The sequence below is a fragment of the Plantactinospora sp. CNZ321 genome (assembly GCF_004217235.1).
Genome location: NZ_SHKQ01000001.1, coordinates 3,945,246 through 3,959,965, shown reverse-complemented (window position 1 = coordinate 3,959,965; position 14,720 = coordinate 3,945,246). Strand labels below are relative to the sequence as shown.

Sequence of the window (14,720 nt, the reverse complement as noted above, 5' to 3'; positions counted from 1 at the left end):
CCTCTGTCACGCTCCGCACCGTTGCGGGCGCTCCACAGTCGCCTGCCCGCGGGCTCCTTTTGCCTGAGAGGTTCCGGGGAGGATTTGCCCCTTCGGCGCCGCCCGGGCGGCCCGGACGATCTCTCGCTCGCGAGTGTTGTCGGCGTTGGCAACGGTACCAGTGCCCGGGTTTCCGCCGGGTTTCGACCACACCTCGTTGATCGCCATGAGTCTCCCCGGCCAGCCGGAGAGGCGCTCGACCGGCGGCAGCGGCGGAACCGGTTAAGCGCCCGCAGCCGCGACCGCCCCGCGCCGGCTGCCTGATCGACTGCCGCTCTCAGCCCGCCACGGTGGGTCGACAGCAATCGTTTGTTGTCTATTGACTCTGAACCGGTTCGGTGTTGTCATCGATCTCACCCGACCCGGACACCCGGTGCCAACCCGTCCGACATCCCCCGACCCGGGAGGCAAGATGCGCCCCACCCTCGCCCGCCGGCTGCTCGCGACGCTGGCCACGGCGACGCTGGCCGTCGGTGTGACCGCCGGCTGCGGCGACGACGGCGACCGGTCCACCGGCGCCGAGGGAAAGATCATCAACGTCTTCTCGGGGGCGAACGCCGGGTTCGTGCCGAACTTCAACCCGTTCTCCCAGAACAGCGTCGCCGGCACGATGAGCGTGCTCTACGAGACGCTGCTCTACTTCAACGCCGCCCGGGCCGACGACGTGCAGCCGCAGCTCGCCACCGCCTACGAGTTCGCCGACGACGGCCGGCGGCTGAACTTCACCATCCGGGAGGGGGTGAGGTGGAGTGACGGAAAGCCGTTCTCGGCCGAGGACGTGGCGTTCACCTTCAACCTGATCCGGGACAACCCGAAGGTGAACCAGAACGGCCTGCCGATCGTCGAGGCGGTCGCCGCCGACCCCACGCACGTCTCGGTCACCTTCAGCCAGGGCGTCTACACCCGGCTGAACCTGATCGCCGGCCGGACCTGGATCGTGCCCGAACACATCTGGTCGGCCATCGCCGACCCGTCCGCCTTCACCAACGAGAAACCGGTCGGTACCGGCGCGTTCACGCTGGCCTCGTTCAGCCAGCAGAACTACGTCTTCGAGCGCAACCCGAACTACTGGGAGGCGGGCAAGCCGAAGATCAAGGGGATGAGGTTCCACCAGTTCGCCAGCGCGGACAGCGCGATCGCGGCGCTCGCCGCCGGCCAGCTCGACTGGGCCGGCTCGTTCATCGCCGACATCGACAAGCAGTACGTCAGCAAGGATCCCGAGCACAACAAGTACATCAACGAGTCCCAGCTCTATCTGACCAACCTGATCCCGAACCTCGACCGGGCGCCGTTCGACAGCGCCGCGGTGCGCAGGGCGATCAGCCTCGCCCTGGACCGTGAGCAGATCATCCGGCTGGCCTTCTCCGGATACGGCAAGCAGGCCAGCCCGGCGCAGCTGCCCCGACCGCTCTGGGACGACTACATCAAGCCGGAGTACCGGGACCGCAAGCTGGAGTTCGACCCGGGCCGAGCCGAGCAGACCCTGCGTCAGGACGGCTGGGCCAAGGGCGCCGACGGGATCTACGCCAAGGCCGGCCGGCGGCTCTCCTTCACCGTCAAGGTGGTGCAGGGCTACAACGACTACATCTCCGCGCTCCAGATCATGACCCAGTCGCTGAAGTCGGTCGGAATCGAACTGAAGACCCAGGAGGTCTCCTTCACCGCCTTCTCCACCGACCAGCAGACCGGCGACTTCGACATGATCATCACCAACCTGTACAGCGAGGGCACCGCGTACTCCTGGTACAGCCGGGCGTTCTCCAGCAAGCGGACCGCACCCCTGGGCCAGCAGGCCGGCTCCAACTACGGCCGCTTCCGCAACGCCGCCGTCGACGCGGCACTGCTGGCGATGGAAACCACCCCGCCGCAGCAGCGGGACGCGATCAGGGAACAACTGTTCAAGATCCAGGACGTGATCGTCGAGGAGCTGCCCTACATCCCGATCCAGCAGTCCGCCTCGCTGATCGAGTACCGCACCGAGAACCTCGGCAACTTCCCGACCGAGGAGAACCACTACGCGCTGACCACCCCGTACAACGGGCCGGACATGGGGATCGTGGCCAAGAACCTCACCCCGGCCGGCTGAGCGACCCGATGCGCTACCTGCGGCGCAAGACGCTGTTCTACCTGGTCGCGGTCTGGGCGGCGGTCACCGGAAACTTCCTCATCCCCCGGCTGATCAAGGGCAACCCGGTCGACGCCGTACTGGCCAAGACCCAGAACATGACGCCGATGGCGCCGGAGGCCCGCCGCGCCCTCGAACTCCAGTTCGGGGTCTCCGACGACCCGCTGTGGCAGCAGTACCTCGGCTATCTCGGCAACCTGCTGCGCGGCGAGTTCGGGCTCTCCGTCGCCTACTATCCGACTCCGGTGTCGAAGGTGCTCAGCCAGAGCCTGCCGTGGACGGTGGTGATGGTCGGCATCGCCACCGTACTCAGCGTGCTGCTCGGGATCACCCTGGGCACCCTCGCCGGCTGGCGCCGCGGCACCTGGCTGGACGCGCTGGTGCCGACCACCACCTTCCTGGCCGCCATCCCGTACTTCTGGCTCGCCCTGGTGCTGCTCTACCTGCTCGGCGGGGTGCTCGGCTGGTTCCCGCTCAACAGCGGCTACAGCTACGAGACCACCATCGGGTTCAACTGGCCGTTCATACGCAGCGCGATCTACCACGGAATCCTTCCGGCGGCCTCGATCGTGCTCGCCTCGGTCGCCGGCTGGCTGCTCGGGATGCGCAACATGATGGTCTCCACGATGGCCGAGGACTACGTACTGACCGCCGAGGCCAAGGGGCTACGGCCACGCCGCATCATGATCCAGTACGCGGCACGCAACGCCGTACTGCCCAGCGTCGCCGGATTCGCCATCACCCTCGGCTTCGTGGTCAGCGGCTCCATCGCCACCGAGATCGTCTTCTCCTATCCGGGCGTCGGGATGAGCCTGGTCGCCGCGGTCGCCAACGCCGACTACCCGCTGCTGCAGGGCATCTTCCTGGTCATCTCGCTGGCCGTGCTCGGCGCCAACTTCGTCGTCGACCTGCTCTACGCGGTGATCGACCCCCGTACCCGGCAGGCCGGCTGATGGCGACCATCGAGATTCCGCGCGACGTCACCGGCGAGGTCGTACCCGGGGTGGTGGTGCCGACCCGCCGGCCTCGCTGGCGGGGCCTGCTGCGCTCCCGCAAACTCGTCGCCGGGCTGGCCGTCGTCGGGTTCTTCGCCCTGGTCGCCGTGCTCGGCCCGCCGCTGGTCGGCGACCCGAACCTGGTCAGCGACGACCGGCTGCTCGGCCCCTCCGCCGACCATCTGCTCGGCACCACCACCACCGGCCAGGACGTGTTCCGGCAGCTCGTCGCCGCGACCCGCGGCTCGATGCTGGTCGGCCTGGTCGTCGGGGTGCTCGCCACCGTCGCCTCGGTGCTGGTCGGCGTCCTCGGCGGCTACGCCGGCGGACCCGCCGACGAGAGCCTCTCCCTGGTCAGCAACGTCTTCCTGGTACTGCCCGGCCTGCCGCTGGTGGTCCTGATCACCGACTACGTGCAGACCCGGGGCGCGCTGGCGATCGCCCTGATCGTCTCGATCACCGCGTGGGCCGGTTCCGCCCGGGTACTGCGGGCCCAGACCCTGTCGCTGCGCTCCCGCGACTACGTCGACGCCGCCCGGGTCAGCGGCGAACCCGGCTGGCGGATCGTCACCTTCGAGATCCTGCCGAACCTGCTGCCGCTGATCGCCGCCCAGTTCGTCTTCGCGGTCATCGGCGGCATCCTCACCGAGGCCGCGCTGGCCTTCCTCGGCCTCGGCGGCTCCGGCTCGTGGGGCACGATGCTGTACTTCGCGCAGAACTCCCAGGCGCTGTCCCAGGGTGCCTGGTGGTGGTTCGTACCACCCGGGCTCTGCATCGCGCTGGTCGGCGCCGGACTCGCACTGATCAACTTCAGTCTGGACGAGCTGATTAACCCGAGGCTGCGGGTCCCCCGCCGCCCCCGACGGACCGGACCGGCATGACCCTCGACACCACACCCCCACCGGCGAGCACCGACACCGACGTGGTGCTGTCGGTCCGCGACCTGAGCGTCGTCTACGACGGCGCCGACCCGGTCCACGCGGTCCGCGACGTCAGCTTCGACCTGGCCCGGGCCGAGGTGCTCGGCATCGCCGGCGAGAGCGGCTGCGGCAAGTCCACCCTCGCCTACGCGATCACCCGGCTGCTCAAGCCCCCCGGCCGGGTCACCTCCGGCGACGTCGTCTTCCACCCCGCCGACGGCCCGTCGCTCGACCTGTCGACACTGCACGGCGAGGCGCTGCGCCGGTTCCGGTGGAACCGGGTCGCGATGGTCTTCCAGGGAGCGATGAACGCCCTCAACCCGGTGCTGTCGGTCCGCCGGCAACTCGCCGACGTCTTCACCGCGCACCGCCCCGACCTGCGCCGCACCGAACGGGCGCAGCGCTGCCGGGAACTGCTCGACCTGGTCGGAATCGGCCCGGAACGGCTCTCGGCGTACCCGCACGAACTCTCCGGCGGGATGCGCCAGCGGGTGCTGATCGCCATGGCGATGGCGCTGCGCCCCGACGTGGTGGTGATGGACGAGCCGACCACCGCGCTGGACGTGGTGGTGCAGCGCGACATCCTGAGCGAGATCGACCGGCTCCGGGCCCGGTTCGGCTTCGCGGTCGTCTTCATCACCCACGACCTGTCCCTGCTGCTGGAGATCAGCGACCGGCTCGCCGTCATGTACGGCGGCCGGATCGTCGAGTACGGCCCCGCCGCCGAGCTGCACGCCGCGCCGGCCCACCCGTACACGGTCGGGCTGCTGCGCTCCTTCCCGAGCCTGCGCGGCGAACGGACCGTACTGCACGGTATTCCCGGCAGCCCACCGGACCTGTCCCGGCCGCTGACCGGCTGCGCGTTCGCGGCCCGCTGCCCGTACGTCTTCGACGCCTGCCACCGCGCCGACCCGCCGCTGCGGGCCGCCGGCAGCACCCGGGCCGCCTGCCTGCACTACGACCCGGCACTGCGCCCGGACGGTCCACCGGCCGCGCTGCGGGCCGGCCGGTTCGGCCCGAACGACCCGGCACCGCCGCCCGCGGGGCACCGCATCGGGGCGGCGCAACCCGGCGTCCCGGCCCCACGCGGCACCGCCCCGCCCCCGGCCGGCGACGCCGGTGCGCCGGCCGACGGCGACCCGCGGCCGGCCGGCAGCGACCCGGCCCGGGTCGGCGACGACGCGGCGCCGCAGCCGCCGACCGGAGGTGGCGACCGGTGACCACGCTGACAGTCAGTCACCTGAGCAAACACTTCCCGCTGCGGGACGGGCGGCACCGCCGCACCCTGCGGGCGGTCGACGACGTCTCCTTCGAACTACGTTCCGGCCAGACGGTGGCGCTGGTCGGCGAGAGCGGCAGCGGCAAGTCGACGATCGCCCGGATGCTGGTCCGGCTGACCCGGCCGACCGGCGGCGAGATCCGGCTCGACGGCACCCCGGTGGCCGCCGACCGCCGGGCGGTCCGCCGCTACCGCCGGGACGTGCAGATGGTCTTCCAGGACCCGTTCGGGTCGCTGAACCCGGCACACACCGTCGAATACCACCTGCGGCGGCCGCTGCGCCTGCACCGGGTCGCCCGGACCGCCCCCGACGTGCGGGCGGCCGTACACGACCTGCTGGCCCGGGTCAACCTCACCCCGGCCGACCAGGTCGCCGGCCGGCTGCCGCATGAGCTGTCCGGCGGGCAGCGGCAGCGGGTCGCGATCGCCCGCGCCCTGGCGCCCCGCCCCCGGATCCTCCTCGCCGACGAGCCGGTGTCGATGCTCGACGTGTCGATCCGGCTGGAGATCCTCAACCTGATCGACCGGCTCAAACGGGAAGAGGAACTCGCCGTCCTGTACGTCACCCACGACCTCGCCACCGCCCGCTACTTCGCCTCGTCGATCATGGTGTTGTACCGGGGTCAGATCGTCGAGTCCGGTCCCAGCGACGAGGTGATCCTGCGACCCGCACACCCGTACACCCAACTGCTGGCGTCGGCGGCCCCGGATCCCGGCCGGCCGCGCACCGCCGCCCCGGGCGGGTTGCGGGCGCTGCGCGGCGGGCAGCAGCCGACCACCGACACCGGCGGCTGCCTGTTCCGGGACCGCTGCCCGGCCGCGATGGAGGTCTGCCGCACCGACGTGCCGGAGTTCCCGGTCGCCGCCGGGCACATGGCCCGGTGCTGGCTACGAAAGCCCTGACGCGGCCCGCTGCGCACCCTGACTCGGCGCGGTCGGCGGCAGCGCCTCGGCCGGCTCGGCGTCCAGCACGCTGACACGGCCGTCCGCCAGCCGGTAGAACATGCCGACCACGTCACACCGGCCGGCGGCCACCGCGTCGGCCAGCTCGGTGCCCGGCCGGGTGAGCATCTCGACGGTCCGCCGCACGTGGATGGCGCCGATCTCGTCGGCGTCGGTGATCTGCCGGGCGGACGCCTGCCAGATGCTCGGCGTGACCCGCTCGGCGATCGTCCCCAGCTCCCGCCCCGGCAACCGGGTGCCGGCCATCGCGGCCCGGGTCGCCTGGATCGCACCGCAGGAGTCGTGCCCCAACACCACGACCAACGGCGTACCGAGCACCGCGACCCCGTACTCCAGGCTCGCGGCCACCTCCACGCCGACGATATGTCCCGCCGTGCGAACCACGAACAGGTCACCGAGCCCCCGATCGAAAATGATCTCGGCGGCGAGGCGCGAATCGGAACAGCCGAACACCACCGCGAACGGCCGCTGTGCCGCCGCCACCACCGCCCGGTGCTCGGCGTTCTGGTGCGGGTGGATCCGGGTACCGGCGACGAACCGCTCGTTACCCGCCAACAGTTCGTCGAGCGCCTCGCTGGGAGTGGCGGGCCGGTGGTCCTGGTATGCCATGACGTCCCCTTTCGACGGCACCACCACAGGTGGTGAAGCGAGGCCGACGTCGTCGGCGACCTGACGCGTACGGATCAGATAACCACGAAACAACCCGCCACCCCAGCCGGATGCGGCCGGCCGTGATCGACGGAACATCGGCGGCGACCCCTCGGCCGCGACACCCGCGTTACGGACAGGCTACGGCCCGCCGCCCACCCCCGACCGGCCGCCACGCGGCGGACCGGATCCCGACCGCCGCCAGGTCCAGCGCGGCGGCGGTGCCCCGAGATCCCACGTGACGCGGTCCATCCGGCAGACCGGCTCCAATAGGGTGGCGACCGTGACCTACCTTGCCGCTGAGCACCGCTACGACTCGATGACCTACCGCCGGGCCGGCCGCAGCGGCCTGCGGCTGCCCGCCATCTCACTCGGCCTGTGGCACAACTTCGGCGACGAACGGCCGTGGCAGTCGCAACGCGAGATCTGCCGCCGGGCGTTCGACCTCGGAGTGACCCACTTCGACCTGGCCAACAACTACGGCCCACCGCCCGGCTCCGCGGAGGAGAACTTCGGCCGGACCCTCGCCGCCGACCTCGGCCCGTACCGCGACGAACTGATCATCTCGACCAAGGCCGGCTACCACATGTGGTCCGGGCCGTACGGCGAATGGGGCTCCCGCAAGTACCTGGTCTCGTCGCTGGACCAGTCGCTGCGCCGGATGGGCCTCGACTACGTCGACATCTTCTACCATCACCGCCCCGACCCCGACACTCCGCTGGAGGAGACGATGGCGGCCCTGGACGCGGTCGTCCGGGCCGGCAAGGCCCTCTACGTCGGGCTGTCGAACTACACCTCCGAACAGACCCGGAAGGCCGCGACGATCCTGCAGCGGCTCGGTACGCCACTGCTGATCTCCCAGCCGTCGTACTCGATGCTCAACCGGTGGATCGAGGCGGACCGGCTGCTCGACACCCTCGAAGAGGTCGGCGCCGGCTGCATCGCCTACAGCCCGCTCGCCCAGGGCCTGCTCACCAACCGCTACCTGGCCGGCATCCCGGCCGACTCACGGGTCCGCACCAGCGTCTTCCTCAACGAGGGCGACCTCGACGAGGCCACCATGGCCACCGTACGGGCGCTGCACGCCATTGCCGAGCGACGCGGCCAGTCGCTGGCCCAGCTCGCGCTCGCCTGGGCGCTGCGGGACCCCCGGATGACCAGCCTGATCATCGGCGCGAGCAGCGTCACCCAGCTGGAGACGAACGTCGCCGCGCTGGACAACCTCACCCTCACCGACGGCGAACTCGCCGAGATCGGCGACCAGCTGACCGCCGGCTGACCGCCGCACCGGGCCGGACCGCACCCGGTCACCGGCCCGCCCCACCCGGCACACCGACGGGCCGGGTGGGGCGGGCAACACCTACACCTGCCGCAGCGGTTCCGTACGCGGCGTCAGGGCCGGCCGGGCGCCCCTCGGTGGCGTCGCCTCGCCGACCCCCGGACCCGCCTCCCGGACAATCCGGTCCATGGTGCGGGCCAGATGCTCACAGCCGTCGTCGAGCTGCCGGGCCGCCGCCTGCATGTGCGAGATCATCATCTCGCCGAAAATCCGCAGCGCCTCCCGGGTCGCGACCGTGTCGTCGAAACGCGACCCGGCCGACGCCCGATAGTCCTGCACCGCCCGCTCCGCCTCGTTACGGGCGTCCTCGGCCGCCGCCCGCAGATAGTTCTCGTACTGCACCCGCGCGTACTCGGCGACCCGGCGAGCGTAGTCGTGCGCCTGGGCGATGATCTGCTCCGCCTCCCGCTGCGCCGCCGACAGCAGGTTGACCTCCTTCGCCCCCGGCAACTGCGGCCGCTTGTCGGCGCTCGGCAGCACCCCGTGGCGGTGCAGCTCCACATGGTCGTGCAGCCGCTGGTTCTCCGCCCGCAGATCCGCCAACTGGGTCGCCAACAGGTCCAACTCGTCGGCAACCTGATGCCGGAACCGGTCGACCTCCCGGTCGTCGTAGCCGCGCCGGGTGAACGACGAGGTGCTGAAATCCCACCGCCGCACCCGGTCCGCCGTGATCCGGGCCCGGGGACGCGGACCCGGCGACGCCGTGGCACGGTCGTACTCGCTGATCGGGCTGGCACTCACTGCATACCTCCGTCTGCCGGCCGATGCTCCTGCGCCCCGCCGATCCGCCGCCCGGGCGAATACCACTGCCCACCCAGCGCCTCGTAGTGCAGCTGCCCGGCCTGGTAACCCGCCTGCGTCAGCCCGGCGACCGCACCCGACACCATCGGATCGGAGCCGCAGACGAAGACGTGCCGGTCACGCCAGTCGCCGTCGGCGAGGGCGCGGTCCACCACCTGGATGAACTCTCCGGGCCGAGACGGGTCGGCATTGACCACGTACGTCACCCGCAACCATGGGTACGACGCCACCAGCTTCTCGGTCGCGTCCACGTCGTAGAACTCGACACGGGACCGGGCGCCGACGTACGCGTCGACCCGCCGGCCACCGCCCTCGGCCGCCACCTGCTCCACCAGCGCCTTCAACGGCGCCCAGCCGGTGCCGTTCGCCAACAGCAGCAGATCAGCCCCGCCGGACGCCCGGCGCAACGTCAGCCGCTCCCCCACCGGGGCCGCCAGATGCACCTGATCACCGACGCTCGTGCCATACACCAGCCGGGAACTGACCGCCCCACCGGGCGCCGCCCGCACGTGCAACTCGATCGTGCCGTCCGGCCGCGGCGCGTTCCCGGGCGAGTAGTACCGCCACGCCCGGGCCGCCGGACTCGACACCCCGAGCGACTGGCCAGCCTCGAACGGCAGCAGGTACTGCGGACGCAACGTCAGCACCGCGATGTCGAACGACCGCGGCTCGTGCGCGACGACCTCACCCACCCACCACGGCGGGCTGACGTTCTCCGCCGCCGCCGCACCATCGGTCATCACCTTCGCGACCAGCCCGTACGCCGCCGCCCACTCCTGGGCCAACTCCTCGGTCCAGTGTTCGCCGAGGAAGTGCGCCAGGGTCGCCAGCAGCGCCTCCCCGACCGCCGGATAATGCTCCGGCCGGACCGCGAACTTCCGGTGGTCGGCGCCGAGCGAGGAGAGGAACCCGACGAGCTGGTCCACCTCGTCCACATGGGAGACGATGTGGCCGAGCGCGGTCACCAACCGATCCCGCTGGCCCGCCATGTTCGTCGGAAACATCTGCCGCACGTCGGGATGGGCCAGGAACAGCGTCGAGTAGAAGTAGAGCGGCACCTGGTCGCCGTGTCCGGAGACCAGGTGCCAGCTCTGCCTGAGACGAGCGACATCCACGGTCAGACGCCTGCGGAGGTGCCGCTCGACACCACCTGGTCGCGCACCGAACCCAACGTCGCCCGCACGTCGTCCAGGATGTCGTCCGGCACACCGAGCCCGGTCAGGGTGTCGACCAGATGCGCACCGACCCTGGCGTAGTGCTCGTCCGGGATGTTCAACGGCTGGTGCGCCTCCGCCAGGCCCCGCCCGGCGTAGTTGTTCGGCCCGCCGAGCACCACGGTCAGCATCAGCACCATGTGCCGCCGCTGCTCCTCCATGTTCACCGAGGTGAAGTAGCCGGCCAACTCCGGGTCGGCGAGCACCCGGTCGTAGAACAGCCGCACGGCCGCCCTGACCGACTCCGCCCCGCCGATCCGCTCGTAGTGCGTCGGGCCGGCCGCCGCAGCGTCACCGGCGGTCGTGGCGCCGTCCACAGGGGACGACACGGCGCTGTCACGTGGATCCGTCACTGTCTTCCTTCCAGCGCGACGAGAATCGCGCGGCATGTGGGGGTCTAGCACCGACAGTGCCGGCCCGGCGGGCGGATGGCCGGCGGGCGACACCGGGTGGGAACCCTACCGCGCCCACCCGTACCGTGTCATCCAACTCGAATCGGTGTCATCCAGACCCAAACCGGCTCGGCAGTTATCGAGCTCGATTCGATCGGGACCATCATCCCCATCGGACGCCAACCCGGCCACCCCGGTCACGGAGAGCGACGAACGCCGGCCCGGTGGCCCGCCAGCCGGTGAACGCGTCCCGGACCCCCGGCTCGGCCGGCCCCAGGAACACCGTGACCGTCCGCTCGATGTGGAAGCTCCGGTCACCAGACCCGTCCGGATCCACCTGCGCAGCCAGCACCAGCGCAGACCGACGCCGCCGGGAAGCAGACGACATACCGTCGATTATCCGATAACGATCAACACGACCCCGGCCGCCGCGACCGCGCTGCCGCGCCCGCTTCGACCCCGACCGGACCGTCGGAGCCGGACCCGCGGATCAACCCGCCCGACGCCGGGCCCGCCGGGCGGCCAACTCGTCACCGGCCTCCACCGCCACGGACTCCGCCGACTCCCCGGCCAACGGCATCCCCCCGGCCGGCTCCGCCGGCAGATGCGACAGCGAGCCCTGAACCTCCTTGAAGGCGCCACCGATCGCGATCCCGAACACCCCCTGCCCACCCTGCAGCAGATCGACGACCTCCTCCGGAGACCGGCACTCGTAGACCGTCGTCCCATCCGAGATCAGCGTGATGCCGGCCAGATCCGCCACCCCACGCGACCGCAGCGCGTCGATCGCCCGCCGGATGTTCTGCAGCGACACCCCCGCGTCCAGCAGCCGCTTGACCACCTTCAGCACCACCAGGTCCCGGAACGAGTAGAGCCGCTGCGTCCCCGACCCCGAAGCGTCCCGCACACTCGGCACCACCAGCGCCGTCCGCGCCCAGTAGTCCAACTGCCGGTAGCTGATCCCGACTGCGTGGCACGCCGTCACACCCCGATAGCCGACCGCGCCGTCCTCCACCGACGACCCGGCGACCGGGTGATCCTCCGCTACCCGGGGAGGCCCGTCGACGTGCCGCTGATCCATGCCCTGAGAGTTCGACCTACCCGGATCAGGGTCCTGTGGCTCATGCATCGGACAACCTCCCCGCCCGTGCGGTGACACGTCGTTTCCGGGACGTGCACCCCTCGACAGGCCAACCCTATAGGCCGACTGGAGGGTTCCCCCGCAGGAAATGCCGCGACACGCCGCACACAAGGATCACCGCAGGGTTACCCCACGGCGAATCGATCGTTACCCCAGGTCAGAGACCGCACCGCCTGCGGCGGCCCCCAGCAGCGGCAGCCGGTCAGCCGGCGAAGTCCTCCGGCCGGACCTGCTCCAGGAACTCCCGGAACTTCTCCACCTCGTCCTCCTGCTCGTCCGGGATGATGATCCCGGCCTCGGTGAGCACCTGCTCCGCACAGCGAATCGGCGCGCCCACCCGCAACGCCAACGCGATCGAGTCCGACGGCCGGGCCGACACCCGCAGACCATCCCCGATCAGCAGATCGGCATAGAAGACGTTCTCCTTCAACTCCACGATCTCCACCGCCCGCAGCGGTGCCTTCAACGCGGCAAGGATGTCCCGAAGCAGATCATGGGTCAGCGGACGGGCCGGCTTGACCCCCTGCTGCTCATAGGCGATCGCGGTAGCCTCCACCGCACCGATCCAGATCGGCAGATAACGGTCGCCCTCGACCTCTCTGAGCAGGACGATCGGCTGGTTGGTGGGTAGCTCCACCCGAACCCCGACCACGCTCAGCTCGCGCACCGCCGCCTCCGTGTCGCCGTCGTGTCTTCCCCACCACCGTCCTGCGGCGGCCGATGCTACCCGCCGCCGGGGCCGGTATGCCCCTTCCCTGCACGGTACACGGGCTCGGATAACACCGCCCCACCCGCGCCGCCCGCAGCCGCCGCACCACACGGGATACCCCGGGAAGCGTACGCCACGCCCACCGCCGCAGATCTTTCCTGCCGGCCGAGTGGGCCAGGCCACCCCCGGATCCCCGCCGACGGCCACCCCCGCACCGACCCGCACGGTCACCGACCCAACGTCCCCCGCAACCCCACCCGGACCAGCGCCGCGTGCAGCCGCTGCGACAGCCCCACCAGCTCCCGCGCCGCCTCCGCCGCCCGCGCCCGCGCCGCCGGATCGCTCTGCCGCGCCAACGGCGCCACCAACTGGGCGAACAACCCCACCTCGCGATCCGCCGCCGTCCGGTAACCCCGCAGATGCCGCGGCTCCAGCCCGTACGCCGCCAACCCCGCCACCGCCTGCGCGATCACCACGGCATCCGCGTCGTACCAGCCCGGCGGCTGCGACACCACCAGCCCCATCCGCTCCAACTCGGCCAGCAACGTCTCGCCCAGCCCACTGCGGGACAACAACTCGGCCCGGTCCAGCCGGGTCTCCGACGACTCACCGACCCCGACGGCCGGCTCCCGACCCGGCACCTCACCGTCCGGCCCCACCGCCACCAACGACGGCCGATGCCGATCCGCCCCCGGCAACCCGTCCCGACCCGCCTCAGCGAGCTGTTCCCGGATCACCCGCAACGGCAGGTACTGATCCCGCTGAGCGGTCAACACGAACCGCAGCCGCGCCACATCGTCCCAGCTGTACTTCCGGTAACCGGCCGGCGTGCGTTGCGGCTCGACCAGCCCTTCAGACTCAAGAAAGCGCAGCTTGGAAATGGTCGTATCGGGAAACTCCACCCGAAGCTGCGCCAGCACCTCGCCGATACTCATCAGCGAACCCTTTTCCGCCTCCCCCTGCGGTCCGTCATGACCACGGGCGGAGGTCGAAGGACGCGCGCCGCGCGATTCAGGTGGGAAAAGGTTCGGTGGCTGGCCCCGCGCGACCGCCCCCGGCCCGGGAACAGCCGCCGCCGCACGCTCACTCACCCCCGGACGGCCCCCTCCTCCGCGCGCGGGCCGGCGATGAAGACCAGCCGGAACTTCCCGACCTGGACCTCGTCACCGCTGCTCAGCGTCGCTGCCTCGACCCGCTCCCGGTTCACGTACGTCCCGTTCAGGCTGCCCACGTCCCGGACGGTGAACGTGCCACCATCCCGGTGGAACTCGGCATGCCGACGGGACACCGTGACGTCATCCAGGAAAATGTCACTGTCCGGATGCCGGCCACTCGTCGTCACATCGTGGTCCAGCAGGAACCGGGCGCCGGCATTCGGACCACGCCGAACCACCAGCAACGCCATGCCGGGAGGCAGCGAACCTGACATCCGGCTCGGCACGACGTCCGTCTCCGGCCCCTCCAACATCTCGTCGAGAGAACCGAGGTTCAGCGTCGATGTGACGTCGAGTGGGGGGAACTCGTCGTCTGGGCGCGTCATTGGGACCACCTCACGGATCTGTTCGGTCGGCGTCGGGTGTGACGGGTCTGGCCGCCGGGCCCTTCCCAGGCCCAGCGGCTGGCTCCCCGTGCCAGGGAAGGCATTTCCGCAACGCGCAACTAATGGTTCTCGGTCGACTGGGCGAGCCTAGCCAGCGCCGAAATACAGGGCAACCAGACGCGCGGACACAACCACGCGACGGCGTCACCACGATCAGCTCTCGGTCAGCTCCCGATAAGCCTCGGCCGTGAGCAAACCGGCCACCACCGACCCGTCATCGGGCGCGATCTCGACCAGCCACCCCGAGCCGTACGGGTCGGTGTTGATCACCTCGGGAGTGTCCGTGAGCTGCTCGTTGCGCGCCACGACCGTACCGGTCAACGGGGCGTACAGCTCCGAGACACTCTTGGTCGACTCGACCTCGCCGAACGATTCGCCGGCCTGCACCGTCGCACCCTCGTCGGGAAGCTGGACATACACGATGTCGCCCAGCGCGTCCTGGGCGAAGTGGGTGATGCCCACCCGCACCGGTCCGCTGCCGTCGCCAGCCACCCACTCGTGCTCGACGGTGTACCGCAGGTCCTCAGGAATCACCAGACGCGTCCTTCTTCATCG

General features: G+C 70.7%; 16 protein-coding genes and 1 riboswitch. Of the genes, 6 read left to right on the top strand and 10 right to left on the bottom strand.

The window, feature by feature from the left end:
- Window positions 1–41: 41 nt before the first annotated feature.
- A riboswitch (glycine riboswitch) is annotated at window positions 42–138 on the bottom strand.
- 313 nt (window positions 139–451) lie between these two features.
- Genes EV371_RS17385 through EV371_RS17365 form a run of 5 tightly spaced genes read left to right on the top strand, consistent with a single transcriptional unit; the run spans window position 452 to window position 6,261 of the window.
- Window positions 452–2,125, top strand: a complete 1,674-nt coding sequence (locus tag EV371_RS17385; protein ID WP_130462966.1) for an ABC transporter substrate-binding protein — start codon at window positions 452–454, stop codon at window positions 2,123–2,125.
- Window positions 2,126–2,133: 8 nt separating this feature from the next.
- The gene (locus EV371_RS17380; RefSeq protein WP_130462965.1) at window positions 2,134–3,117 is read left to right on the top strand and encodes an ABC transporter permease; all 984 of its coding nucleotides are present in this window, start codon (window positions 2,134–2,136) and stop codon (window positions 3,115–3,117) included.
- Window positions 3,117–4,040: an ABC transporter permease subunit gene (locus EV371_RS17375; RefSeq protein ID WP_130462964.1), complete on the top strand. Its 924-nt coding sequence runs from the start codon at window positions 3,117–3,119 to the stop codon at window positions 4,038–4,040. Before EV371_RS17380 ends, EV371_RS17375 begins: the two co-directional genes overlap by 1 nt.
- Window positions 4,037–5,299 carry an oligopeptide/dipeptide ABC transporter ATP-binding protein gene (locus tag EV371_RS17370; protein WP_207230523.1) on the top strand — a complete coding sequence of 421 codons (1,263 nt, stop codon included), beginning with the start codon at window positions 4,037–4,039 and terminating at the stop codon, window positions 5,297–5,299. Before EV371_RS17375 ends, EV371_RS17370 begins: the two co-directional genes overlap by 4 nt.
- Window positions 5,296–6,261 carry an ABC transporter ATP-binding protein gene (locus EV371_RS17365; RefSeq protein ID WP_130462963.1) on the top strand — a complete coding sequence of 322 codons (966 nt, stop codon included), beginning with the start codon at window positions 5,296–5,298 and terminating at the stop codon, window positions 6,259–6,261. The genes EV371_RS17370 and EV371_RS17365 overlap by 4 nt, the downstream gene beginning before the upstream one ends.
- Here EV371_RS17365 and EV371_RS17360 read toward each other — a convergent pair.
- Window positions 6,247–6,930: a carbonic anhydrase gene (locus tag EV371_RS17360; protein ID WP_130462962.1), complete on the bottom strand. Its 684-nt coding sequence runs from the start codon at window positions 6,928–6,930 to the stop codon at window positions 6,247–6,249. The genes EV371_RS17365 and EV371_RS17360 overlap by 15 nt on opposite strands.
- A 322-nt stretch (window positions 6,931–7,252) precedes the next feature.
- Here EV371_RS17360 and mgrA point away from each other — a divergent pair, with 322 nt between their 5' ends.
- Complete coding sequence (gene mgrA / locus EV371_RS17355; RefSeq protein ID WP_130462961.1) at window positions 7,253–8,248, top strand: L-glyceraldehyde 3-phosphate reductase; 996 nt, start codon at window positions 7,253–7,255, stop codon at window positions 8,246–8,248.
- An 81-nt stretch (window positions 8,249–8,329) separates the two neighbouring features.
- Here the strand turns inward: mgrA and EV371_RS17350 are convergent, their stop codons facing one another.
- The 9 genes from EV371_RS17350 to gcvH form a co-directional block, all read right to left on the bottom strand.
- A complete protein-coding gene (locus tag EV371_RS17350) occupies window positions 8,330–9,049 on the bottom strand; it encodes a DivIVA domain-containing protein (RefSeq protein WP_130462960.1) in 720 nt (239 codons plus the stop codon).
- Window positions 9,046–10,224, bottom strand: a complete 1,179-nt coding sequence (locus EV371_RS17345; RefSeq protein ID WP_130462959.1) for a globin domain-containing protein — start codon at window positions 10,222–10,224, stop codon at window positions 9,046–9,048. Before EV371_RS17345 ends, EV371_RS17350 begins: the two co-directional genes overlap by 4 nt.
- A 2-nt stretch (window positions 10,225–10,226) precedes the next feature.
- Window positions 10,227–10,676, bottom strand: coding sequence for a group I truncated hemoglobin (locus EV371_RS17340; RefSeq protein ID WP_349337549.1), 450 nt, complete (start codon window positions 10,674–10,676; stop codon window positions 10,227–10,229).
- A 202-nt stretch (window positions 10,677–10,878) separates the two neighbouring features.
- A complete protein-coding gene (locus EV371_RS17335) occupies window positions 10,879–11,103 on the bottom strand; it encodes a hypothetical protein (RefSeq protein WP_130462957.1) in 225 nt (74 codons plus the stop codon).
- A gap of 102 nt (window positions 11,104–11,205) precedes the next feature.
- Window positions 11,206–11,844: a MerR family transcriptional regulator gene (locus EV371_RS17330; protein ID WP_486484661.1), complete on the bottom strand. Its 639-nt coding sequence runs from the start codon at window positions 11,842–11,844 to the stop codon at window positions 11,206–11,208.
- A gap of 214 nt (window positions 11,845–12,058) precedes the next feature.
- On the bottom strand, window positions 12,059–12,523 hold the full coding sequence (locus EV371_RS17325; RefSeq protein ID WP_130462956.1) for a bifunctional nuclease domain-containing protein: 465 nt from the start codon (window positions 12,521–12,523) through the stop codon (window positions 12,059–12,061).
- 269 nt (window positions 12,524–12,792) lie between these two features.
- Window positions 12,793–13,500: a transcriptional regulator FtsR gene (gene ftsR, locus EV371_RS17320; protein ID WP_130462955.1), complete on the bottom strand. Its 708-nt coding sequence runs from the start codon at window positions 13,498–13,500 to the stop codon at window positions 12,793–12,795.
- A gap of 152 nt (window positions 13,501–13,652) precedes the next feature.
- Window positions 13,653–14,105 (bottom strand): oxoglutarate dehydrogenase inhibitor Odhl, encoded by a 453-nt coding sequence (odhI, locus tag EV371_RS17315; RefSeq protein WP_130462954.1) that lies wholly within the window; start codon window positions 14,103–14,105, stop codon window positions 13,653–13,655.
- Between the two features lie 213 nt (window positions 14,106–14,318).
- Entirely contained in the window at window positions 14,319–14,699 is a 381-nt protein-coding gene (gene gcvH / locus EV371_RS17310) for a glycine cleavage system protein GcvH (protein WP_130462953.1), read from the bottom strand.
- Window positions 14,700–14,720: the final 21 nt, after the last annotated feature.

Coding starts and splice junctions, on each gene's coding strand:
- EV371_RS17370 (WP_207230523.1), top strand. CDS start 4,037: ATGACCCTCGACACCACACCCCCACCGGCGAGCACCGACACCGACGTG.
- odhI (WP_130462954.1), bottom strand. CDS start 14,105: ATGACGCGCCCAGACGACGAGTTCCCCCCACTCGACGTCACATCGACG.
- ftsR (WP_130462955.1), bottom strand. CDS start 13,500: ATGAGTATCGGCGAGGTGCTGGCGCAGCTTCGGGTGGAGTTTCCCGAT.
- EV371_RS17330 (WP_486484661.1), bottom strand. CDS start 11,844: ATGCATGAGCCACAGGACCCTGATCCGGGTAGGTCGAACTCTCAGGGC.
- EV371_RS17375 (WP_130462964.1), top strand. CDS start 3,117: ATGGCGACCATCGAGATTCCGCGCGACGTCACCGGCGAGGTCGTACCC.
- EV371_RS17385 (WP_130462966.1), top strand. CDS start 452: ATGCGCCCCACCCTCGCCCGCCGGCTGCTCGCGACGCTGGCCACGGCG.
- EV371_RS17380 (WP_130462965.1), top strand. CDS start 2,134: ATGCGCTACCTGCGGCGCAAGACGCTGTTCTACCTGGTCGCGGTCTGG.
- EV371_RS17360 (WP_130462962.1), bottom strand. CDS start 6,930: ATGGCATACCAGGACCACCGGCCCGCCACTCCCAGCGAGGCGCTCGAC.
- EV371_RS17335 (WP_130462957.1), bottom strand. CDS start 11,103: ATGTCGTCTGCTTCCCGGCGGCGTCGGTCTGCGCTGGTGCTGGCTGCG.